General features: G+C 36.5%; 11 protein-coding genes and 3 pseudogenes. 3 read left to right on the forward strand and 11 right to left on the reverse strand.

Features of this window, described 5'->3' with window-relative positions; all coding sequences use genetic code 11:
• Position 1: 1 nt before the first annotated feature.
• A pseudogene (locus H3Z85_02520) lies at positions 2-1,860 on the forward strand (CocE/NonD family hydrolase).
• Between the two features lie 78 nt (positions 1,861-1,938).
• On the opposite strand, the gene H3Z85_02525 reads toward H3Z85_02520, so the two are convergent.
• The 3 genes and pseudogenes from H3Z85_02525 to speB form a co-directional block, all read right to left on the reverse strand.
• Positions 1,939-2,547 carry an alpha-ketoglutarate-dependent dioxygenase AlkB gene (locus tag H3Z85_02525; protein ID QPQ53825.1) on the reverse strand — a complete coding sequence of 203 codons (609 nt, stop codon included), beginning with the start codon at positions 2,545-2,547 and terminating at the stop codon, positions 1,939-1,941.
• Positions 2,548-2,714: 167 nt separating this feature from the next.
• Positions 2,715-3,556 (reverse strand): annotated as a pseudogene (locus tag H3Z85_02530) (methylated-DNA--[protein]-cysteine S-methyltransferase).
• Positions 3,557-3,625: 69 nt separating this feature from the next.
• Positions 3,626-4,483: an agmatinase gene (gene speB / locus H3Z85_02535; GenBank protein ID QPQ52388.1), complete on the reverse strand. Its 858-nt coding sequence runs from the start codon at positions 4,481-4,483 to the stop codon at positions 3,626-3,628.
• A gap of 236 nt (positions 4,484-4,719) precedes the next feature.
• Between speB and H3Z85_02540 the strand changes: the two genes are divergently transcribed.
• Positions 4,720-5,409 (forward strand): HAD family phosphatase, encoded by a 690-nt coding sequence (locus H3Z85_02540; GenBank protein QPQ52389.1) that lies wholly within the window; start codon positions 4,720-4,722, stop codon positions 5,407-5,409.
• 154 nt (positions 5,410-5,563) lie between these two features.
• Here H3Z85_02540 and H3Z85_02545 read toward each other — a convergent pair whose 3' ends face one another.
• The 6 genes from H3Z85_02545 to H3Z85_02570 all read right to left on the reverse strand — a co-directional run bounded on the left by H3Z85_02545 (position 5,564) and on the right by H3Z85_02570 (position 13,107).
• Positions 5,564-6,958, reverse strand: coding sequence for an arginine decarboxylase (locus H3Z85_02545; GenBank protein QPQ52390.1), 1,395 nt, complete (start codon positions 6,956-6,958; stop codon positions 5,564-5,566).
• 122 nt (positions 6,959-7,080) lie between these two features.
• A complete protein-coding gene (locus tag H3Z85_02550; GenBank protein ID QPQ53826.1) occupies positions 7,081-7,956 on the reverse strand; it encodes a tyrosine-protein phosphatase in 876 nt (291 codons plus the stop codon).
• Positions 7,957-8,306: 350 nt separating this feature from the next.
• Positions 8,307-8,936 (reverse strand): thiamine diphosphokinase, encoded by a 630-nt coding sequence (locus H3Z85_02555; protein QPQ52391.1) that lies wholly within the window; start codon positions 8,934-8,936, stop codon positions 8,307-8,309.
• A complete protein-coding gene (locus H3Z85_02560; protein QPQ52392.1) occupies positions 8,926-9,495 on the reverse strand; it encodes a cob(I)yrinic acid a,c-diamide adenosyltransferase in 570 nt (189 codons plus the stop codon). Before H3Z85_02560 ends, H3Z85_02555 begins: the two co-directional genes overlap by 11 nt.
• 384 nt (positions 9,496-9,879) lie before the next feature.
• Entirely contained in the window at positions 9,880-12,300 is a 2,421-nt protein-coding gene (locus H3Z85_02565; protein QPQ52393.1) for a TonB-dependent receptor, read from the reverse strand.
• A gap of 222 nt (positions 12,301-12,522) precedes the next feature.
• A complete protein-coding gene (locus H3Z85_02570; GenBank protein QPQ52394.1) occupies positions 12,523-13,107 on the reverse strand; it encodes a hypothetical protein in 585 nt (194 codons plus the stop codon).
• 179 nt (positions 13,108-13,286) lie between these two features.
• Between H3Z85_02570 and H3Z85_02575 the strand changes: the two genes are divergently transcribed.
• Positions 13,287-13,778, forward strand: coding sequence for a DinB family protein (locus H3Z85_02575; GenBank protein QPQ52395.1), 492 nt, complete (start codon positions 13,287-13,289; stop codon positions 13,776-13,778).
• 67 nt (positions 13,779-13,845) lie between these two features.
• On the opposite strand, the pseudogene H3Z85_02580 reads toward H3Z85_02575, so the two are convergent.
• Both H3Z85_02580 and H3Z85_02585 read right to left on the reverse strand, forming a co-directional pair.
• Positions 13,846-14,800 (reverse strand): annotated as a pseudogene (locus H3Z85_02580) (YafY family transcriptional regulator).
• A gap of 63 nt (positions 14,801-14,863) precedes the next feature.
• Positions 14,864-16,591 (reverse strand): ABC transporter ATP-binding protein, encoded by a 1,728-nt coding sequence (locus tag H3Z85_02585; protein ID QPQ53827.1) that lies wholly within the window; start codon positions 16,589-16,591, stop codon positions 14,864-14,866.
• Positions 16,592-16,643 lie beyond the last annotated feature (52 nt).

Below are 16,643 nucleotides of genomic sequence, written 5' to 3' on the forward strand. Positions count from 1 at the left end.
TATGAAAATCCATATTTCAATTTTATTTATTTTATTTTTCCTTTTGGGGAAAGCACAAAATACCGAGCAGAAAGACAGCTTTGTAAAAGATAATTTCACCAAAAAAGAATTTTATATTCCAATGCGTGACGGGGTTAAACTTTTCACTTCAGTTTATATTCCAAAAGATATTTCCAGCAAAAACAAATATCCTTTCCTGATGCAGAGAACCTGCTACAGCGTTGCTCCTTATGGGGAAAATGAATACAAGTCCAAAATTGGTCCTAATACCTACCTGATGAAAGATAAATATATTTTTGTCTATCAGGATGTACGGGGAAGATACATGAGCGAAGGAACTTTTACCAATATGACTCCGCAGGTAGAACGCAAAACAAAGAAAGATGTTGATGAAAGCACAGATACCTATGACACCATTGAATGGCTTTTAAAAAATGTAAAAGATAATAATGGCAAAGTAGGTCAGTTCGGAACTTCATATCCTGGATTTTATACCGCTGTAGGAACTCTTGCACAGCATCCTGCTTTAGTGGCATCCTCTCCACAGGCTCCGATTTCTGATTTCTGGAATGACGACTTCCTCCACAACGGAAGATTTATGCTGGGGTATTTCAGAACTTTTCCTGTATTTGGCGTTCAAAAAACAAAACCGGAAAACAAAGGCTGGTATATGGATTCTTTTATCAAACAAACTTCTGAGGACGGATTAAAATTCTACAGGGATCTTGGAACCCTGAAAGAAGCCTATGAAAAATATTACAAAGATAATTTCTTCATGACAGAAATTATGAACCATACCAATTATGACGAATTCTGGCAAAAAAGAGGACTACTTCCTCATTTGAAAAATATCAATCATGCCGTCATGACTGTGGGAGGATGGTTTGATGCTGAAGACCTTTCGGGGCCTTTAAATATTTATAAAACCATTGAAAAGACCAGTCCTAAAGCTAAGAATACGATTGTAATGGGACCTTTCTCTCATGGCGGATGGTCACAGGAGCAAGGAAAACATTTCCACAGCGAAACTTATTTTGGAGACAGCATTGCTACCTATTATCAAAAAAATGTGGAAACAAAGTTCTTCAGTCATTACCTGAAAGGAAATACCAAAGAAGATGCAGGGCTTCCTGAAGCTCTGATGTATGATACCGGAGCTAAGGTATGGAAAGAATTTGCTTCATATCCTCCAAAAAACGCACAGAAAATCAATTTTTATTTATCTGATAAAACCTTACAAAAGTCTTCAGGTCAGGGGTATTCAGAATACTACAGTGATCCTGACAACCCGGTCCTGAGTTCTGATCATTTAAAAGATTTCAATGGATTTACTCCTAAAAATTATATGTCCGAAGATCAGAGATTCGCAGTGGGAAGGCCAGATGTTTTAACTTTCACTACAGATATTCTGACAGATGATATCACTTTTGCCGGAGAAATCATGGCCAAATTAAATATCGCCTCTTCTTCTACGGATGCTGATTTTGCTGTAAAATTAATTGATGTTTACCCTGAAGATTTCAAACCTGCAGAAAAGAAAGATGGCGTTATTTACGGAAATTACCACCAGATGGTAAGAAGTGAGATCATGCCTGCCAGATTCAGAAATACAAAAGAAAAGGGGAAGCATTGGTTCCCAATCAAAAGACAGCTGTAAATTTCAGGCTTCAGGATGTGGTTCATACTTTTAAAAAAGGACATAAAATCCAGATTCAGATCAGCAGCACGTGGTTCCCGTTGTTTGCGATCAATCCGCAAAAATTTTTAGACAATCCGAATTTTGCAACAAAAGAAGATTATACTAAAGCTTTTATAAAAGTGTATGGTGACAGTTCGATTGAAGCTGATATTTTAAAATAAATAAAAAGCTGTCCGTTTGGGCAGCTTTTTTTATTTTTCGCAGGTTGAGCTGATGGTGTAGAAATTTGCGGAAATTTTTTATTCTTCAATGGTTCTGAAAGTGAGGTTTATTCTCGGTGTGGTCACTTTCGTAGTGGGTGGAAGCCTATGAAGCCAGTTGTCCTGGGTTGCTCCTTTCATAATTAATAGACTTCCGTTTTCCAGAAATATTTCAACCTTTTCTTTAGATGTTTTGTGTTTGAATAAAAATTTTCTTTCAGCACCAAAAGTCAGAGAAGCAATTGCGCCATGCTTTTTAAGATCCGTTTCTCCGTCGCTGTGGTAAGCCATCCCCTCACTGCCATCATGATAAAGATTCAACAGGCACGAGTTATAGGTTTCTCCTGATACTTCTTCACATTTCCGTTTTAATTCCAGCAATTCCGGGGTCCAGAATCTGGCATATTTCGTTCTTTTGGAATAGGTATATTCAAAAGCTTTTTCCCCAAACCAGGCTACTTTACGCTTCGTTAAGATCAGTTTTCCATAGATCATCGCTTCATCATGTTCCCAGGGAATCTGATTCAGTAAATACTCATAGTAGAAGGCAGATTCCTCTTTGGAAAAAATTTTACCATAATAGTGAACAGTTCCATCATGGGGAAGAATATTGAAAGGATAATCTGAAATATTTTCAAATAGACTCATCATAATTTTTAATTTGTAAAATGTTATGACTTTATGATCAAACACAAACTACACCCATATCTTCGGGAATAATCCGATCGGTTTTGCATCATCAATCGTTCAATCAGAACAATTGATCCGGTGGTTTTAGCAAAAAACATTATCAAATGTGATTCTGACAAGGATGTTTATGAGTAAACGTGTGAACTTTCCCAACCCACAATCAATTGCTTCCTATCACTTCCCCATCGGTAGCCTCCAAGATGTCCTGTAGACTGAATAACACGATGACACGGAATAAGAAATGCTACCGGATTACTGCCGATGGCCGTTCCCACCGCTCTGGAGGCTTTCGGATTTCCTATTTTTTCCGCTAAACTTCCATAGGTAGACAGTTTTCCCATTGGAATCGTCAACAGGCTTTCCCAAACTTTAAGCTGAAAATCGGTGCCTTTTAAGTGAAGTTTGATTGTATTGAGTTTTGTCCAATCTTTGTTGAATATAGACAATGCATTTTTCTGAAGCACATCCTGTTTTTCAAAAAAGAAGCATTAGGGAACTTATGTTTAAGGTTCCCCAATGCTGTTTCTTTATCGGTTTCAAAAGCCATATGACAGATTCCTTTATCCGTGGAAGCCACCAATAAAGCTCCAAAAGGGCTTTCGGAAAAGCTATAATTGATAGCAAGGCTTTTGCCCCCGTTTTTATACTCTGCAGGAGACATTCCTTCTATCTTTACAAACATATCATGAAGTCTGCTTGTACTGGATAAACCAGTCTCGTAAGCGGTGTCAAACAAGCTCGCTCTTTCTTCCTTAAGTAAATTTTTAGCATGTTCAAGACTGATGAACTGTAAAAATTTCTTCGGACTTGTTCCTGCCCAGTCCGTGAATATTTTCTGAAAATGGGCGGGACTCAAGTGAATATTCTCTGCCACTTCCTCCAAACTTGGCTGAAGCCTGAAATTGCTCTGGATATACTCTATCGCTTTGGCAATTCTGTTGTAATCTATTTGATTTTGTGTGGACATTTTTATTCTGTTTTACCTCACAAATTTCCAAAGAATATACGGCAGAAAAAATCCGATTCTTGCGGAATATTAGTTGTTGTTATAAATATCGTTATAAGCAAGCATTTTATAATATAGCTTAGCCGCAAGGAAAGCTGTTGGCTTAGCCATAGGAGAATCCATTAATTCTACAATATCAAATGCCACTACATTACATTTTTCGAATACTTTTCTTAATAACTCCAATGTTGGATACCATTGTAATCCACCCGGTTCAGGAGTTCCTGTAGATGGAGCAATAGAAGGATCGAAAGCATCTAAATCAATCGTGATGTACACATTTCCTGATACTTTTTCCAATACGTCATTGATCCAGTTTTCATTATTCGCAATTTCGTGAGCAAAGAATACTCTTCCTTCCGGTAAGTACTGAGCTTCTTCAGCATCCATAGAACGGATTCCCACCTGTACTAGGTTATGTTTCTGATTAGCTTCAAATACAGCACAAGCATGGTTAGAAGTAGATCCGTGGAAATCAGGACGCAAGTCTGTGTGGGCATCTAACTGAAGAACGGTAAGGTTTTCATATTTCTCACCTACCGCACGGATAGAACCGATAGAAACAGAGTGCTCTCCTCCAAATAAAGTAAATACCTTCCCTTCATTGTTCAAAAGCTCTTTTGTTTTCTGATAAACAGCTTCTGTCATTGCTTCAGGTGTAGAATTTTCAGAAACCTCTCCAGCCAAATATACCCCCTGAAGATAAGGCTCAGTTTGTGTTTCAATGTCGTAAAGCTCCATATTTTCAGAAGCGTCTAAGAATAATTCAGGACCTTTATCAGCTCCTTTTCCCCATGTTGAAGTTCCGTCGTAAGGAACTGTTACCAACATTATTTTCGAATTCTCCAACGTTGCGTTTTCTTCAGGAATTCCAGCGTATGTTCTCATCTTTTATTTTAAAATTTTAATGTTCTAAGATTGAAATATTGATTGCAAAGATACGAAGAAGTTGAGAGTTGAAAATGGAAAATTGAAAATTGCGAATGGAAAGAAGACCGAAAACAACTTCAGGATCCCGACATATCTTCCGGTTAGCCTGTTACGCAATTTTTTCTTACTACTATTTTCAAATTCGGCTTTCCTCTTTCAACTCAAACTCCTATTTTTGTGAAAAAGTAAAAATAATGTCTTTAAAAGCTGTTCTTTTCGATATGGATGGGGTAATTGTAGACACAGAACCATTGCATAGGAAAGCCTACTTCAAAACGTTTGATGAACTGGAAATTGCAGTTTCCGAAGATTTATACACTTCTTTCACGGGAGCTTCTACCAAAAGAGTCTCTGAAACGTTAATCAATGAATTTAATTTAAATCAGACCTACGAAACCATTGCTGGCATCAAAAGAGCTCATTTCAAAGATTATTTTGATAATGATGATGAGTTTGATTTAATTCCCGGTGTAAGACAATTGATCCATCATTACTACGAAAACGGAATAAAACTGATCCTCGCCTCTTCGGCAACGATGACGACCATCAATATGGTATTTGAAAAGTTTGAATTGGAAAAGTATTTCAGCGGAAAGATCAGTGGTGCTGATCTAAAGGAATCGAAACCTCATCCTGAAGTTTTCTTACTCGCTGCTGAAATGGCCGGTGAACCTGTTGAAAACTGCATGGTGATTGAAGATTCCACGAACGGAATTTTGGCTGCTCACAGGGCTAAAATTTTCTGTGCGGCTTACAGAAGTCCACATTCTAAAAATCAGGATTACACTTTGGCAGATACAGTCGTTTCTGACTATGAAGATCTCGAACTGGATAAAATTTCAAAATATTTTTTAAATAAAAAAAGCTCTCAGAATAGAATCTGAGAGCTTTTGCTTTGTATGTACTTTGCCATCTGAACGAGGTAAGATCCCTGACTTACTTAATTCTTAATGAAAAACTTAACGGTTACATTTTAAAACAGTAGATCCATTAAGATTGCTTCGTCACATTCGTTCCTCGCAACGGCAGATTAAGGTCTTATTTATATCCAAGAAGTTTCAGGATATCTTCCGGTTCCTGTTTTTCGCGGAAAATTTCGTATTGTAACTCTCCGTTTTCATCTTTCTGAATCAGGACGTGTCTTGGCTGAGGCATCAGACAATGGTGTACTCCACCATAACCACCGATTGTTTCCTGGTAAGCACCTGTATGGAAGAATCCGATGTACAAAGGTTTTGTATCACTGAAAACCGGTAAATAGATGGCATTGGTATGCTGCTCAGAGTTATAATAATCATCCGAATCACACGTCAATCCTCCTAAAAATACTCTTTCATACGTATCTTCCCAACGGTTAAGAGGAAGCATGATGAAGTGTCTTGAGATCGCCCAAGTATCCGGAAGTGTGGTCATGAAAGAAGAATCGATCATGTTCCACTTCTCTCTGTCGTTCTGACGTTTCTGAGAAATGATTTTATAAAGATTGGCTCCACTTTCGCCTACGGTAAAGCTTCCGAATTCAGTATAAATATTAGGTTCTTCTACACCTTCTTCTTCACAGAATTTTTTAATCTGAGAAACGATTTCTTCCACCATATACTGGTAATCATAATCAAAATTCAAAGATGTTTTGATTGGAAAACCTCCCCCGATGTTCAATGAATCTACTTCAGGAGCAATTTTTTTCAAACGTGCGTATACTCGAAGACACTTATATAATTCGTTCCAGTAATAGGAAGTATCCTTGATCCCGGTATTGATGAAGAAGTGAAGCATTTTCAGTCTTGCATTCGGGTGCTCAGCAATTTTCTGGCTATAATACGGAATGATATCTTTATATCCGATTCCTAATCTGGAAGTATAGAATTCGAATTTCGGCTCTTCTTCTGAAGCAATTCTGATTCCGATATTAAATGTAGAATCAATGCTTTCTGTAAGTTTATCAAGCTCACGGTAATTATCCAGAATCGGGGTAATATTCTCGAAACCACTGTTGATCATATCTGAAATTTTTGCCAGATAATCATCGGTTTTGAAACCATTACAGATGACTTCGATATTTTTATCTACTTTTTCTTTTTCATAAAGAGACTTTACAATATCCATATCATATGCAGAAGAAGTTTCTATTGAAATATCATTTTTCAACGCTTCTTCCAATACAAAATTGAAATGACTGGATTTTGTGCAGTAGCAGTAGGTATAACTCTTTCTATATTCGGTTTTTTCAAAAGCTTCTTTAAACCAGCTTTTTGCTTTCTGAATATTTTGAGAAATTCTCGGCAGATAGCTAATCTTTAGCGGAGTGCCAAATTGTTCAACTACGTCCATCAGTGGAACGTCGTGAAACAACAAATTGTTCTCAGAAACATTAAATTCCTCTGTAGGGAAATATAATGTCTGATCAATAAGTTCCGAGTACTTTATTTTCATTTCTAAACAAGTGAATTAAGAAATGCAAAATTGCTAAAAAAGTTTGATTTTTGGGTGTTAAAATTATTATAATTTTCTATAATACCCTGATATTGTATCCCTGTGTTTTTTAACCCTGATAATCAGTAGGTAAACTTTTCAATATATTCTTTTCTTTTGCTTTCGGAAATTCCCAAAGCCTGTTGTATATAAGCATCTGCTGAACCATACTTTTTACTGATCTCTCCAAAAGTGGCGTCAAGATACCTTTTTTCTACCCAACTCAACTTTTCCAAAACCTGTATATCCATTTTAGGGTATAGAAAATGCAGGGTATTGGCTAACCGAAGCCTCTTCAGAACAAGATCTTCCCTATAGTTATTGGACAAAAGGTATTCGTTATAAATTGTTTCTTTATCAAACTTCAGAATGGTCAGAATCAGTGCCGTAATAATTCCGGTCCTGTCTTTACCGGCAGTACAATGATACAAAACCGGGGTTTCAGAATCTAACGTTTCTGTGATAATTTTCTTTATAACTTCGGGATTTCCGGTCACATATTCCTGATAAAAGCTGATCATTCTTTTGTCTGCATCAGGGCCTTTTACTTTACCTTTCAGCACAAGTTTTTTAGCCTGATCGAGCTGATCTCCCTCATCTTCAAAAGCAGAATAATTTTTATAGGTGATTTCTTTCGGGAGATGATCCGGCTTTTGGGCTATTTCTTTAGAATTTCTAAGATCGATCACCTCTTTGATTTTTAAGTCTTCCAATTGGTCAAAAGAACCTTTCCTAAGTTTATAAAGATGTCCGCTTCTATAGAAAAATCCCGGTTTTAAAGTTCTGCCTTCTTTATTTTTAATATTTCCTACCGTCCGGAAGTTGTACACTTTTTCAACTTTTATAGTTTTTTCAGTATCATTTTTACCATACTCAGGGGTTTCAAAGTGTTGTGTTTTACAGGAGAAAATACAACTTAATGAAATCGTTATCACTGATATTTTAATGAATGTATTCATCATTTTTTTGTTTCACCACAAAAGGTACTAAATTTTTAAGACTTAAAAATGTCCGGCTTTTTTAAAGTACTAAAGATTTGTGACCAAATCTTTTATGTTTCGGCTAAAGCCGATGGATTGATTTAATTTTTTTAATAAAACGGATCAGGTATACAAATTGGGACTAAGCAAAAAATCTTATCATATAAATATAAAAAACATCGTGTCCTTTAGCTTTATTCTGAAGTTTTACAAAACGCAAGGCAGGATACTATTGCTTATTGATGAGGGAGCTAAGAAAGAATCAATGAAGTTGATTCCAACCTCTCCAGCTTTTATGACTGGTCCCATAAAATGCTGCTCAGATCAAATCACAGATAATTTTTTCCAAGAAAAATCAGCAGGTCACCGATTCCGTATTCAATAGATACCTCGTCCTCAACAGCAAAATTTCTTGTTCCGATTTGTGATGTGATCCTTAAACTGCCGTTCATTAAAGGCCAGTTTAGCCCTTTTGTCGTAATATTTTCGGCAAAAGGAAATGGATACAATGAAATCATTTTATCTTTTACTCCATTTATCACAAAGCTTTTTGGAATAAAATAATATTCAGAAAACTCATCATAGAATTTCAGATTCATTTTATCTTTAAAAGCATAGGCGACTGTGAGGTTACCCAGAAAATGATCTTGTTCTCCACCGCTTCCTCCGAGTACGTCTACTTCTTTATATCCCCTTTCAACAATAATATCCAATGCCTTATGAAAGTCTGTTTTATTCTGATCGGGTGTATGAATAAATCTTTCTTCATAAATATTTTCATCGGATCCGGAATGCGAGTCAAAGTCGCCTGAAATAAAATCCAGCTTATCCAAAGGAAATCCCATTCTCTTCAAATAATGAAAAGCACCGTCTGTGCAGGCAACCAGTGCATAATCTTCTGGATCGGGAAGTGATTTCGGAGCATCTCCGTTGATAAAAAGCAATACTTTATCTCTCATTCGGGTTCCAGTATTCTTCCGGTTCATTGTTTAATTTTGAAACATACCTCGCCAATACAAAAAGATAATCTGAAAGTCGGTTTAAATATTTGATTAATTCAGGACGTACTTCTTCTGATTCATTCAAAAAGACTAATGAACGCTCAGCTCTTCTGCAAATAGTTCTTGCCGCATGCAAAAAAGTTGCAGACTTTCCACCTCCGGGAAGAATAAAATACTGCAAAGGCTCCAGTTTATCTTCAAAAGAATCCATCCACTGTTCCAGTTCTTCAATCTCCGTTTCAGAAATAATGATGGGAAGACGCGATTTTCCGTTAGCCAGCATTAGCTTATCTGCCGGTGTAGCGGCTTCTGAACCTACTGTAAACAGGTCAAACTGAATTTTCTTTAATTGTTTTAAAAGCTCTTCGTCTTCAATATGGCTTTTTGCAATTCCGATGAATGAGTTTAATTCATCTATATTTCCGTAGCTGTCTACTCTTGCACTTGCTTTGGAAACTCTCGTTCCGCCATATAGAGCAGTCTCGCCTTTATCTCCTGTTTTCGTATAAATTTTCATAGTACTAAAATACTTTTTTTTTACACAATGTAAAAAGTAAAATGTAGTAATAGCTTCCTGTTCTACCTGAAAAAATAAAACAGACATTAGAAATTAATGTAAGTTTGTATATGTGGTTCTTATATCGAAGTTGTGTAAACTTTTATATTGATTATTTTTAACCACAAAAGATTAAACACTTAAGTTTTTTTAGAGTCAAGCTTTATGCATAAGGAGTACACCTAAGTTGTAAGAAATTCTTTGCTTTTCATCTTGGGTCAACTTTTCTTCGGAATCATGTTAAAATTACTTAAGTGTGGTTATGTAAAATTTAACCAATTTTATCTTTGGATTATTTTCCCTTTGTTAAGCATGATAAAGCAATGTCAGTTTCTTTATCTCAGGTTAAAAAATATAATTGACATTGAGCTGAAAAGTTGTACCGTTAAACCCAAACTGATTTACTTCCCACGGATATCTGAACCTTCCTCCAAGATCTGTTACTATATCTCCTTTGGTATCTATTACATCCGGATAAATATTGAATAAATTATTTACGACTCCGGAAATTTTAAGGTCTTTCGTGATTTTATAGGTTAAAACGACGTCTGTAACTACCTTACCGGAAAATGTCTGATCTTTGGCAGGATCAGCTGCGTGCTGCCAGGTTACAGAACCAAAATAAGTATTATTTAAGTTAAAATTAAACTTTGTAATGTCATACGAAAGGCTAAGAATAGTTTTTGTTTTAGGCCTTGCTGAGGTAATTCTGGATTGTTCTTTTCTATCAAAAAAGTTTTCCGAATAACCATTTTTAGCCAAAATAGGCGGAACGGCAATATTATCAACGATTTTAGTTTCGTTATAATTGAAAGCTGCGATTACTCCCAATTTCCCTTTTCCAATGGCAGAAGTATAATAATTAGCTACGAAATCTATCCCTTCAGTAACTGTATTTACGGCATTGGTGAAAAACTTCAGGGAGGTTATTTTATTGTTATCTAATATTACTTCCACAGGGTTTGTTGTGTCCGGGTTACCAGGAGTACCGGTTTTGTAACCAATGTCTCCTGAGAAAAGTACGCGGTCTTTAATTTTTATCCTGTAATAATCTGCTGTAATAGTCAGATTATTAAAAGGTTTCACAGCCAATCCACCGGTAATATTAAAGGCTTTTTCAGCGTTTAATTTTGGCACCCCCAGATCAGATCTTACAATTTGAGAATCATTATTAAAGGTTCCCTGATTAGCTACAGTGTTGCCTGTAATTTTGGTCTGAACATTGGAATAATAAATCTGGTGTAGTGAGGGTGCCCGAAATCCTGTAGAAACAGACCCGCGGAAGACTAATTTATCATCCAGGAACTTGTATCTTGCATTTCCTTTCCAGGAAACATTATTTCCAAAATCACTAAAGTTTTCATATCTCACAGTTCCTCCAAGCAACAGGTTTTTTGTAACATCCCATTCAGCATTTATATAAGCTCCAACATTCTGGCGATTTTTATTAATTTCATTTTGAGGCTGCAATCCCGGAAATGATTCTGCACCACTTCCTATATAAGATGACTCTGCCCCTGCTTTCGCCTGATAATTTTCGTTACGCACTTCAGCTCCAGCTCCCAACACAAGCGCACCAAAATCGCGGCTGATATCTATATTCCCTATAATATTACTGAACTGATGGCCCCCTGCTTTAAAACTGGTTGGTGAATTTGCGCCCAAAGAAACATTAATGGTATTTCCTACAACATAATCTACTGCATTAGAGCCAAAGGTTGCACTCCCGTCAAAATTCCACTTTCCAAACATGCCTTTCCACCCTGAGGTTAAATTATAATCGTAAACATCTGTTTTAAATTCCGGCTGAAATCCATTGTACGGCTGTCCTTTTGGGGTTAATAAACCAAAATCTGAAGGCACCCAATAAGGTGTTCTATACAAACCGTAACTGGTCCCGTTTCTGTAAGTTGTACCCCCAAAAGCATAAAATTTTCCCGTTTCACTTGTGGGCAATTCAAAATTGACGAACATATTGGCAACTTTTGTGTCGGGTTGCCCGATGATCATTCCTAAACCGGGATTAGCCTGCGTCCAGGCATTATCAACACCAAAAAGTTCATCTTTTGTAGCAGAACCTGCGCGGTTAGTTTTATTTTGGGATGAAAATCCCAGGGTAAGATTCAGGCTTCCATTTTTTGCAATCCTGATTCCTGTATTAAAATCTGCTCCGATATTAAAGCCGTCTCCTTTTGAAGTAATCCCTGAAAAAACATTGACGGTGCTTTTTCCAACGCTGTTTTTAAGAATAATATTGATTACACCTGCAATAGCATCGGAGCCGTATTGTGCAGATGCTCCGTCCCTCAATACTTCTACATTTTGTAAGGCGGCCGACGGGATACTTTTCAGATCTGTACCTACTTCACCTTTTCCCGGTGTATCATTGACATAAATGAGAGCGCTTTGATTTTTTCTTTTATTATTAACCAACACTAATGTCCGCGATGGTCCCAATCCTCTTAAATCTGCCGGATCAAAATGAGCCGTTGCATCAGAAACAGTTTGCTGGGATGAATTGAAAGATGGAACAGCATAAGTTAAAGCTTTATCAAAAGTAATTTGCCCTGTGGATTTTAATTGTGCAGCAGAAATATTATCAATGGGAATTGCTGAGGTAATGATGGTTCTGGGTTTAGTTCTACCTGTTGTAACCACAACTTCATCTATTTTATTTTGTTTTATGCTATCCTGAGCATATCCCATGGCACCGGCTCCGCTTAATACTAATGCACACATTTTCTTATTAAATAATTCTTTTTTCATATCAATTAGTAATTATTTAATAAATCTAATAAAAATACCAATATTAAATACAAAAATAAATCATATGTTATGAATAATATCCATCAAATCACAAAAATAGTATTGATTTATAAACTGACAACAGATTTTCAGACATCAAATAGCCTGTTAGTAATCTGAAAAGAAATGTAGTAATAATGATAGTTTACAAAAAATGGCCGGTAAAAACCGGCCATATCCAAATTATTTATTTACCTCTACATACTGTAATACGGTCTTATTTTGGGGGTTGTAGATTAAAGTACTACTGTTGGGAAATCTTTTAAGCTTGTAATACTGAATATTTTTATCAGTCTTAATTTCCTCTATAAAACTTGTATCAATAACATTCTCCGGAATAAACTTTGATACAAAATCAATTTTGTCGATGATGCTTTGACCATCAATTTTTCGGGCTGTTTTATCAGACTTGGTTTCGTCGGACGTTGGCTGACCTTCCAAAAAGGGAAGCAATACAGCGATATCGGCTTTATATTTAAAAATATACCCTTCCGAGCCGGAAGGAAATTTAAACTTCTTTCCTTTTTCTTCTGAAACAACCGGCGCCCCGGCACTAGGGAATACATCATTAAATTTAACATCCTGAGAATTTACCAGAGAGTTGATAGATTCGCTGACTGTTCTTTTTACCGTCTCCTCTACTGCCTGTTGTGCCTTTTGCTGGACCGTTTCTGTTGTTTTTTGAACAGTCTGGTCAATTTTTTCTTCGATTTTATTACATGATATTAATAAAAGCCCTGTTATTACAGGTAAAATATACTTCTTCATAATTCTATTCTAATCGGATCAATTTCTTTTTATTAATTCACTTTTCTTTTAACGGAAAAGTAGGTACAGATATTTTAGCAAAAAATAAAATATTTTTCATTGGTGAAAATCCTGCTGACAAACTGTTGTCATCATCCGGTCTTACCTTTGTATCAACAACAAACAAAAACCATACAATTATGACAACTACAGCTACAGCCACGAAACAATTCATGACATCTGATCAATTATTAGAAGATTGGCAGGGGCACAGAAACCTTACAAGAAGAGTTATTGAAGCTTTTCCTGAGAAAGATTTATTTGAATTTTCAATAGGCGGAATGAGACCTTTTGCAAAGATGGCAACAGAATTAATCAGCATTGGAGGACCTGCTTTAAAGGGAATCATTGAAAATAACATGAAAGCCTACAGTGAAGAAGGCTTCCATCCGACTACCAAAGAGGAAATCTTAAAAAAATGGGATGAAGAAACAGAAGTCATCAATCATTATTTCCGTCAGATTTCGGAAGAGCGTTTCCAGGAAACATTCAACCTGTTTGGAGAATATGAATTCCCGGTGTACCAGAACATCCTTTATTTTATCGATAATGAGATCCACCACCGTGCCCAAGGCTATGTGTACCTTAGATCTTTAGGTATCGAGCCTCCTTTCTTCTGGGAAAGATTTTAAAATAACAGAAACCATTTCAACTATTGTCAACAAAAGTCACTTTAACCTCAGCAAAACTGCTGGGGTTTTATTGATGTCTTTCTGACATTTGTGTCAGTAGTTCCCTGAGTCTCGTACGAAGGCTTTCAGGTTCCAGAACCTTTGCATAGTCTGCAAAAGTGATAACCCATCTCGGAAATCCGTCATTGATCCATTCTGTTTCAAAGGTCAATTCTACTCCTTCAGGGGTTTCAGCTTCTTCAATAAGACCATAATATTTCTTGGAATTTACCAGGTGAGACATGATTTTTTTATCTACTAAAAGTCTGGCTTTCTCTTTTTGGTTGTGAGATTTTTTCCGATAGTCATTCACCTGTCCATATTCCTGTAAAAACGGATTCATCGTTTTGGAAATTTTTAAAATCCTGTCGATTCTGAACTGCCTGAAATCACTCCTCAATGTGCAATAGGCCATGATATACCAGAAATTAAATTCAAAGAATACTCCCACAGTTTCAATAGTTCTGGTCGTCACTCTGGAGTCTACTGTCTGATACTCTATCGTCAGTTGGGTTTTATCGGCAATGCTGTCTAAAATAATTGGAATGACATTTTTCAGCGAATCTTCGGGTTGGGTATGAAAATTAAAGACATCAATCTGTTTTTCAATATTCTGAATTAAATTTTTATCAGAATGCCGCAATACTGACCGTACTTTTTCCATCGCAGTCTGATAATGATCTCCTAAACTCTGGTGTGAAAACTTTTGCATCAGTTTTTTCTGCAGTAATGAAGCTCAATACTTCTTCCTTGGTAAACATTATCGGCGGAAGTTTGTAACCATCCATTAGAGAGTAACCGTTCCCGGCCTCTCCAACGATCGGAATTCCGGCATTTTCCAGTGTTTTTACATCCCTGTAAATTGTTCTGATACTGACATCAAACTTTTCAGCTAAATCCTGTGCTCTGACAACGGACTTAGACTGGAGCTGGGTAAGGATCGCGGTTACCCGGTCGAGTTTCTTTAAATAGTGATCATTCATAATTGCTACTACAAAACTAAAAAATCTTTTGTCAGATCTGATTTATCAATGCAATAGTTTTTTCTAATTTTCTTTAAACGTATTGACCAATTTATCAAGATTCAAACTTCTTGCAGATGCATCAAAAATTTCACGGTAAACCCCGTCTCTGTTATAAAGTTCGTCATGCGTTCCATTTTCCACGACTCTTCCCTTTTTCATTACATAGATCGTATCTGAATCTAAAATCTGGGATAATGAGTGGGAAATAATGACCACTGTTCTTCCTTCTTTTATTGCATCCAGAGAATTTTTGATCTGCTCTGTAGCGATAGCATCAAGACTGGCGGTAGGTTCATCTAAAAAGATAATCGGAGGATCTTTCAAAAACAATCGGGCAATGGCAATTCTCTGCTGCTGGCCTCCTGAAAGCTGGGTAGCATCGTGCTGGTACTGATCCGGCAAATCCATAATTTGCTCATGCAGATACGCTTTCATCGCTGCTTCCTGAATTTCCTCAAAAGTGGCATTCATATTTCCATATCTGATATTATCTTCAATACTTCCCTGGAAGATGTGGTTTCTCTGAAGAACTAACCCAAGATCGCTCCTGAGAAAAGTATTTTCAAAATCATTTAAATTAACTCCGTCCAAGACGATTTCTCCCGAATCCGGAAGATAAAATTTACACAAAAGATTAATGACCGTTGATTTGCCCGCACCGCTGAGCCCAACCAGGGCAGTAGTTTTTCCGTTTTCGATCTTCATCGATACATTATGTAATGCCTGAGTACCATTAGGATAAGTAAAATCAACATTTTTTAATTCGAAAGTCCCTTTAATATCTTTTTCAATGAAATTTCCGTTGGGTTCTGTTTCATTGTCTGCATTTAAAATATCAAAATATCCTTCAGCATAAATCATTGCATCATTCATATCATCGTAAATCCTGTGCAATTGACGGATGGGAGCTGAAACATTGTTAAAAAGCATGATATGAAGCATGATGGCCCCAATTGTCATTTGCTGGTCCAGGACGAGATAAACTGTCAGAAGAATAATTAAAACGACTCCAAACTGCTCGATAAAAGTCTTTAAACCATCATAAATAAAGTTGGTTCTTCTGGTAAACATCTGGCTTTCCATCAGCTGCATCTGAAGATCATACTGTTTTTTGCCCTCAAATTTTTCACGCACAAAGCTTTTGATAACCATAATAGAATTGATTAAATTCAACAGCCCGGAAGTCTTCTTTTCTCTTTGGTTTCTCAACTGCCTGCGTACTCCGCTTAATTTTTTTGCCTGAAGAGCACTGATATAAAAATAAATAGGAACAATAACCGTGGAAACCAACCCGACATAAACATTCTGCATGTACATAATGATCAACGCAATAATTGCATTGGAGAATAACGGAAGAATATCAATGAAAAAATTCTGAACCAGCTTGGTTAAACTTTCTATTCCCCGGTCTATTCTGATCTGTAGTTTGCCGGATTCGTGATTTTCGTCGTTAAAATAGGCTACTTTATAGGTTAAAATCTTATCTATTGCAGATTGCGCCAGCACAGAACTTATATTGATCCTTATTTTTTCTCCATAAAACTTCTGTCCGAAATTGATGAAGATATTCAACAGTTCTTTTCCCAATAAAATAACAGAAATTACAATTAAAATATGGATTCCTTCGGACATCGGGTGAGGAAGATGAGTCAGGTTAGTGACCTCATCAACGGTATACTTCAACACAATAGGGTTGACCTGCGCAGCCAATGCTCCCAAAAACGTAAGGAACAGGGTTCCGTAAATCATCGGTCGGTAAGGTCTGATAAATGGAACAAGCTGTTTATAAATGCCGAATAAG

The sequence above is a fragment of the Chryseobacterium indologenes genome (genome assembly GCA_016025055.1).
Lineage (GTDB): Bacteria > Bacteroidota > Bacteroidia > Flavobacteriales > Weeksellaceae > Chryseobacterium > Chryseobacterium indologenes.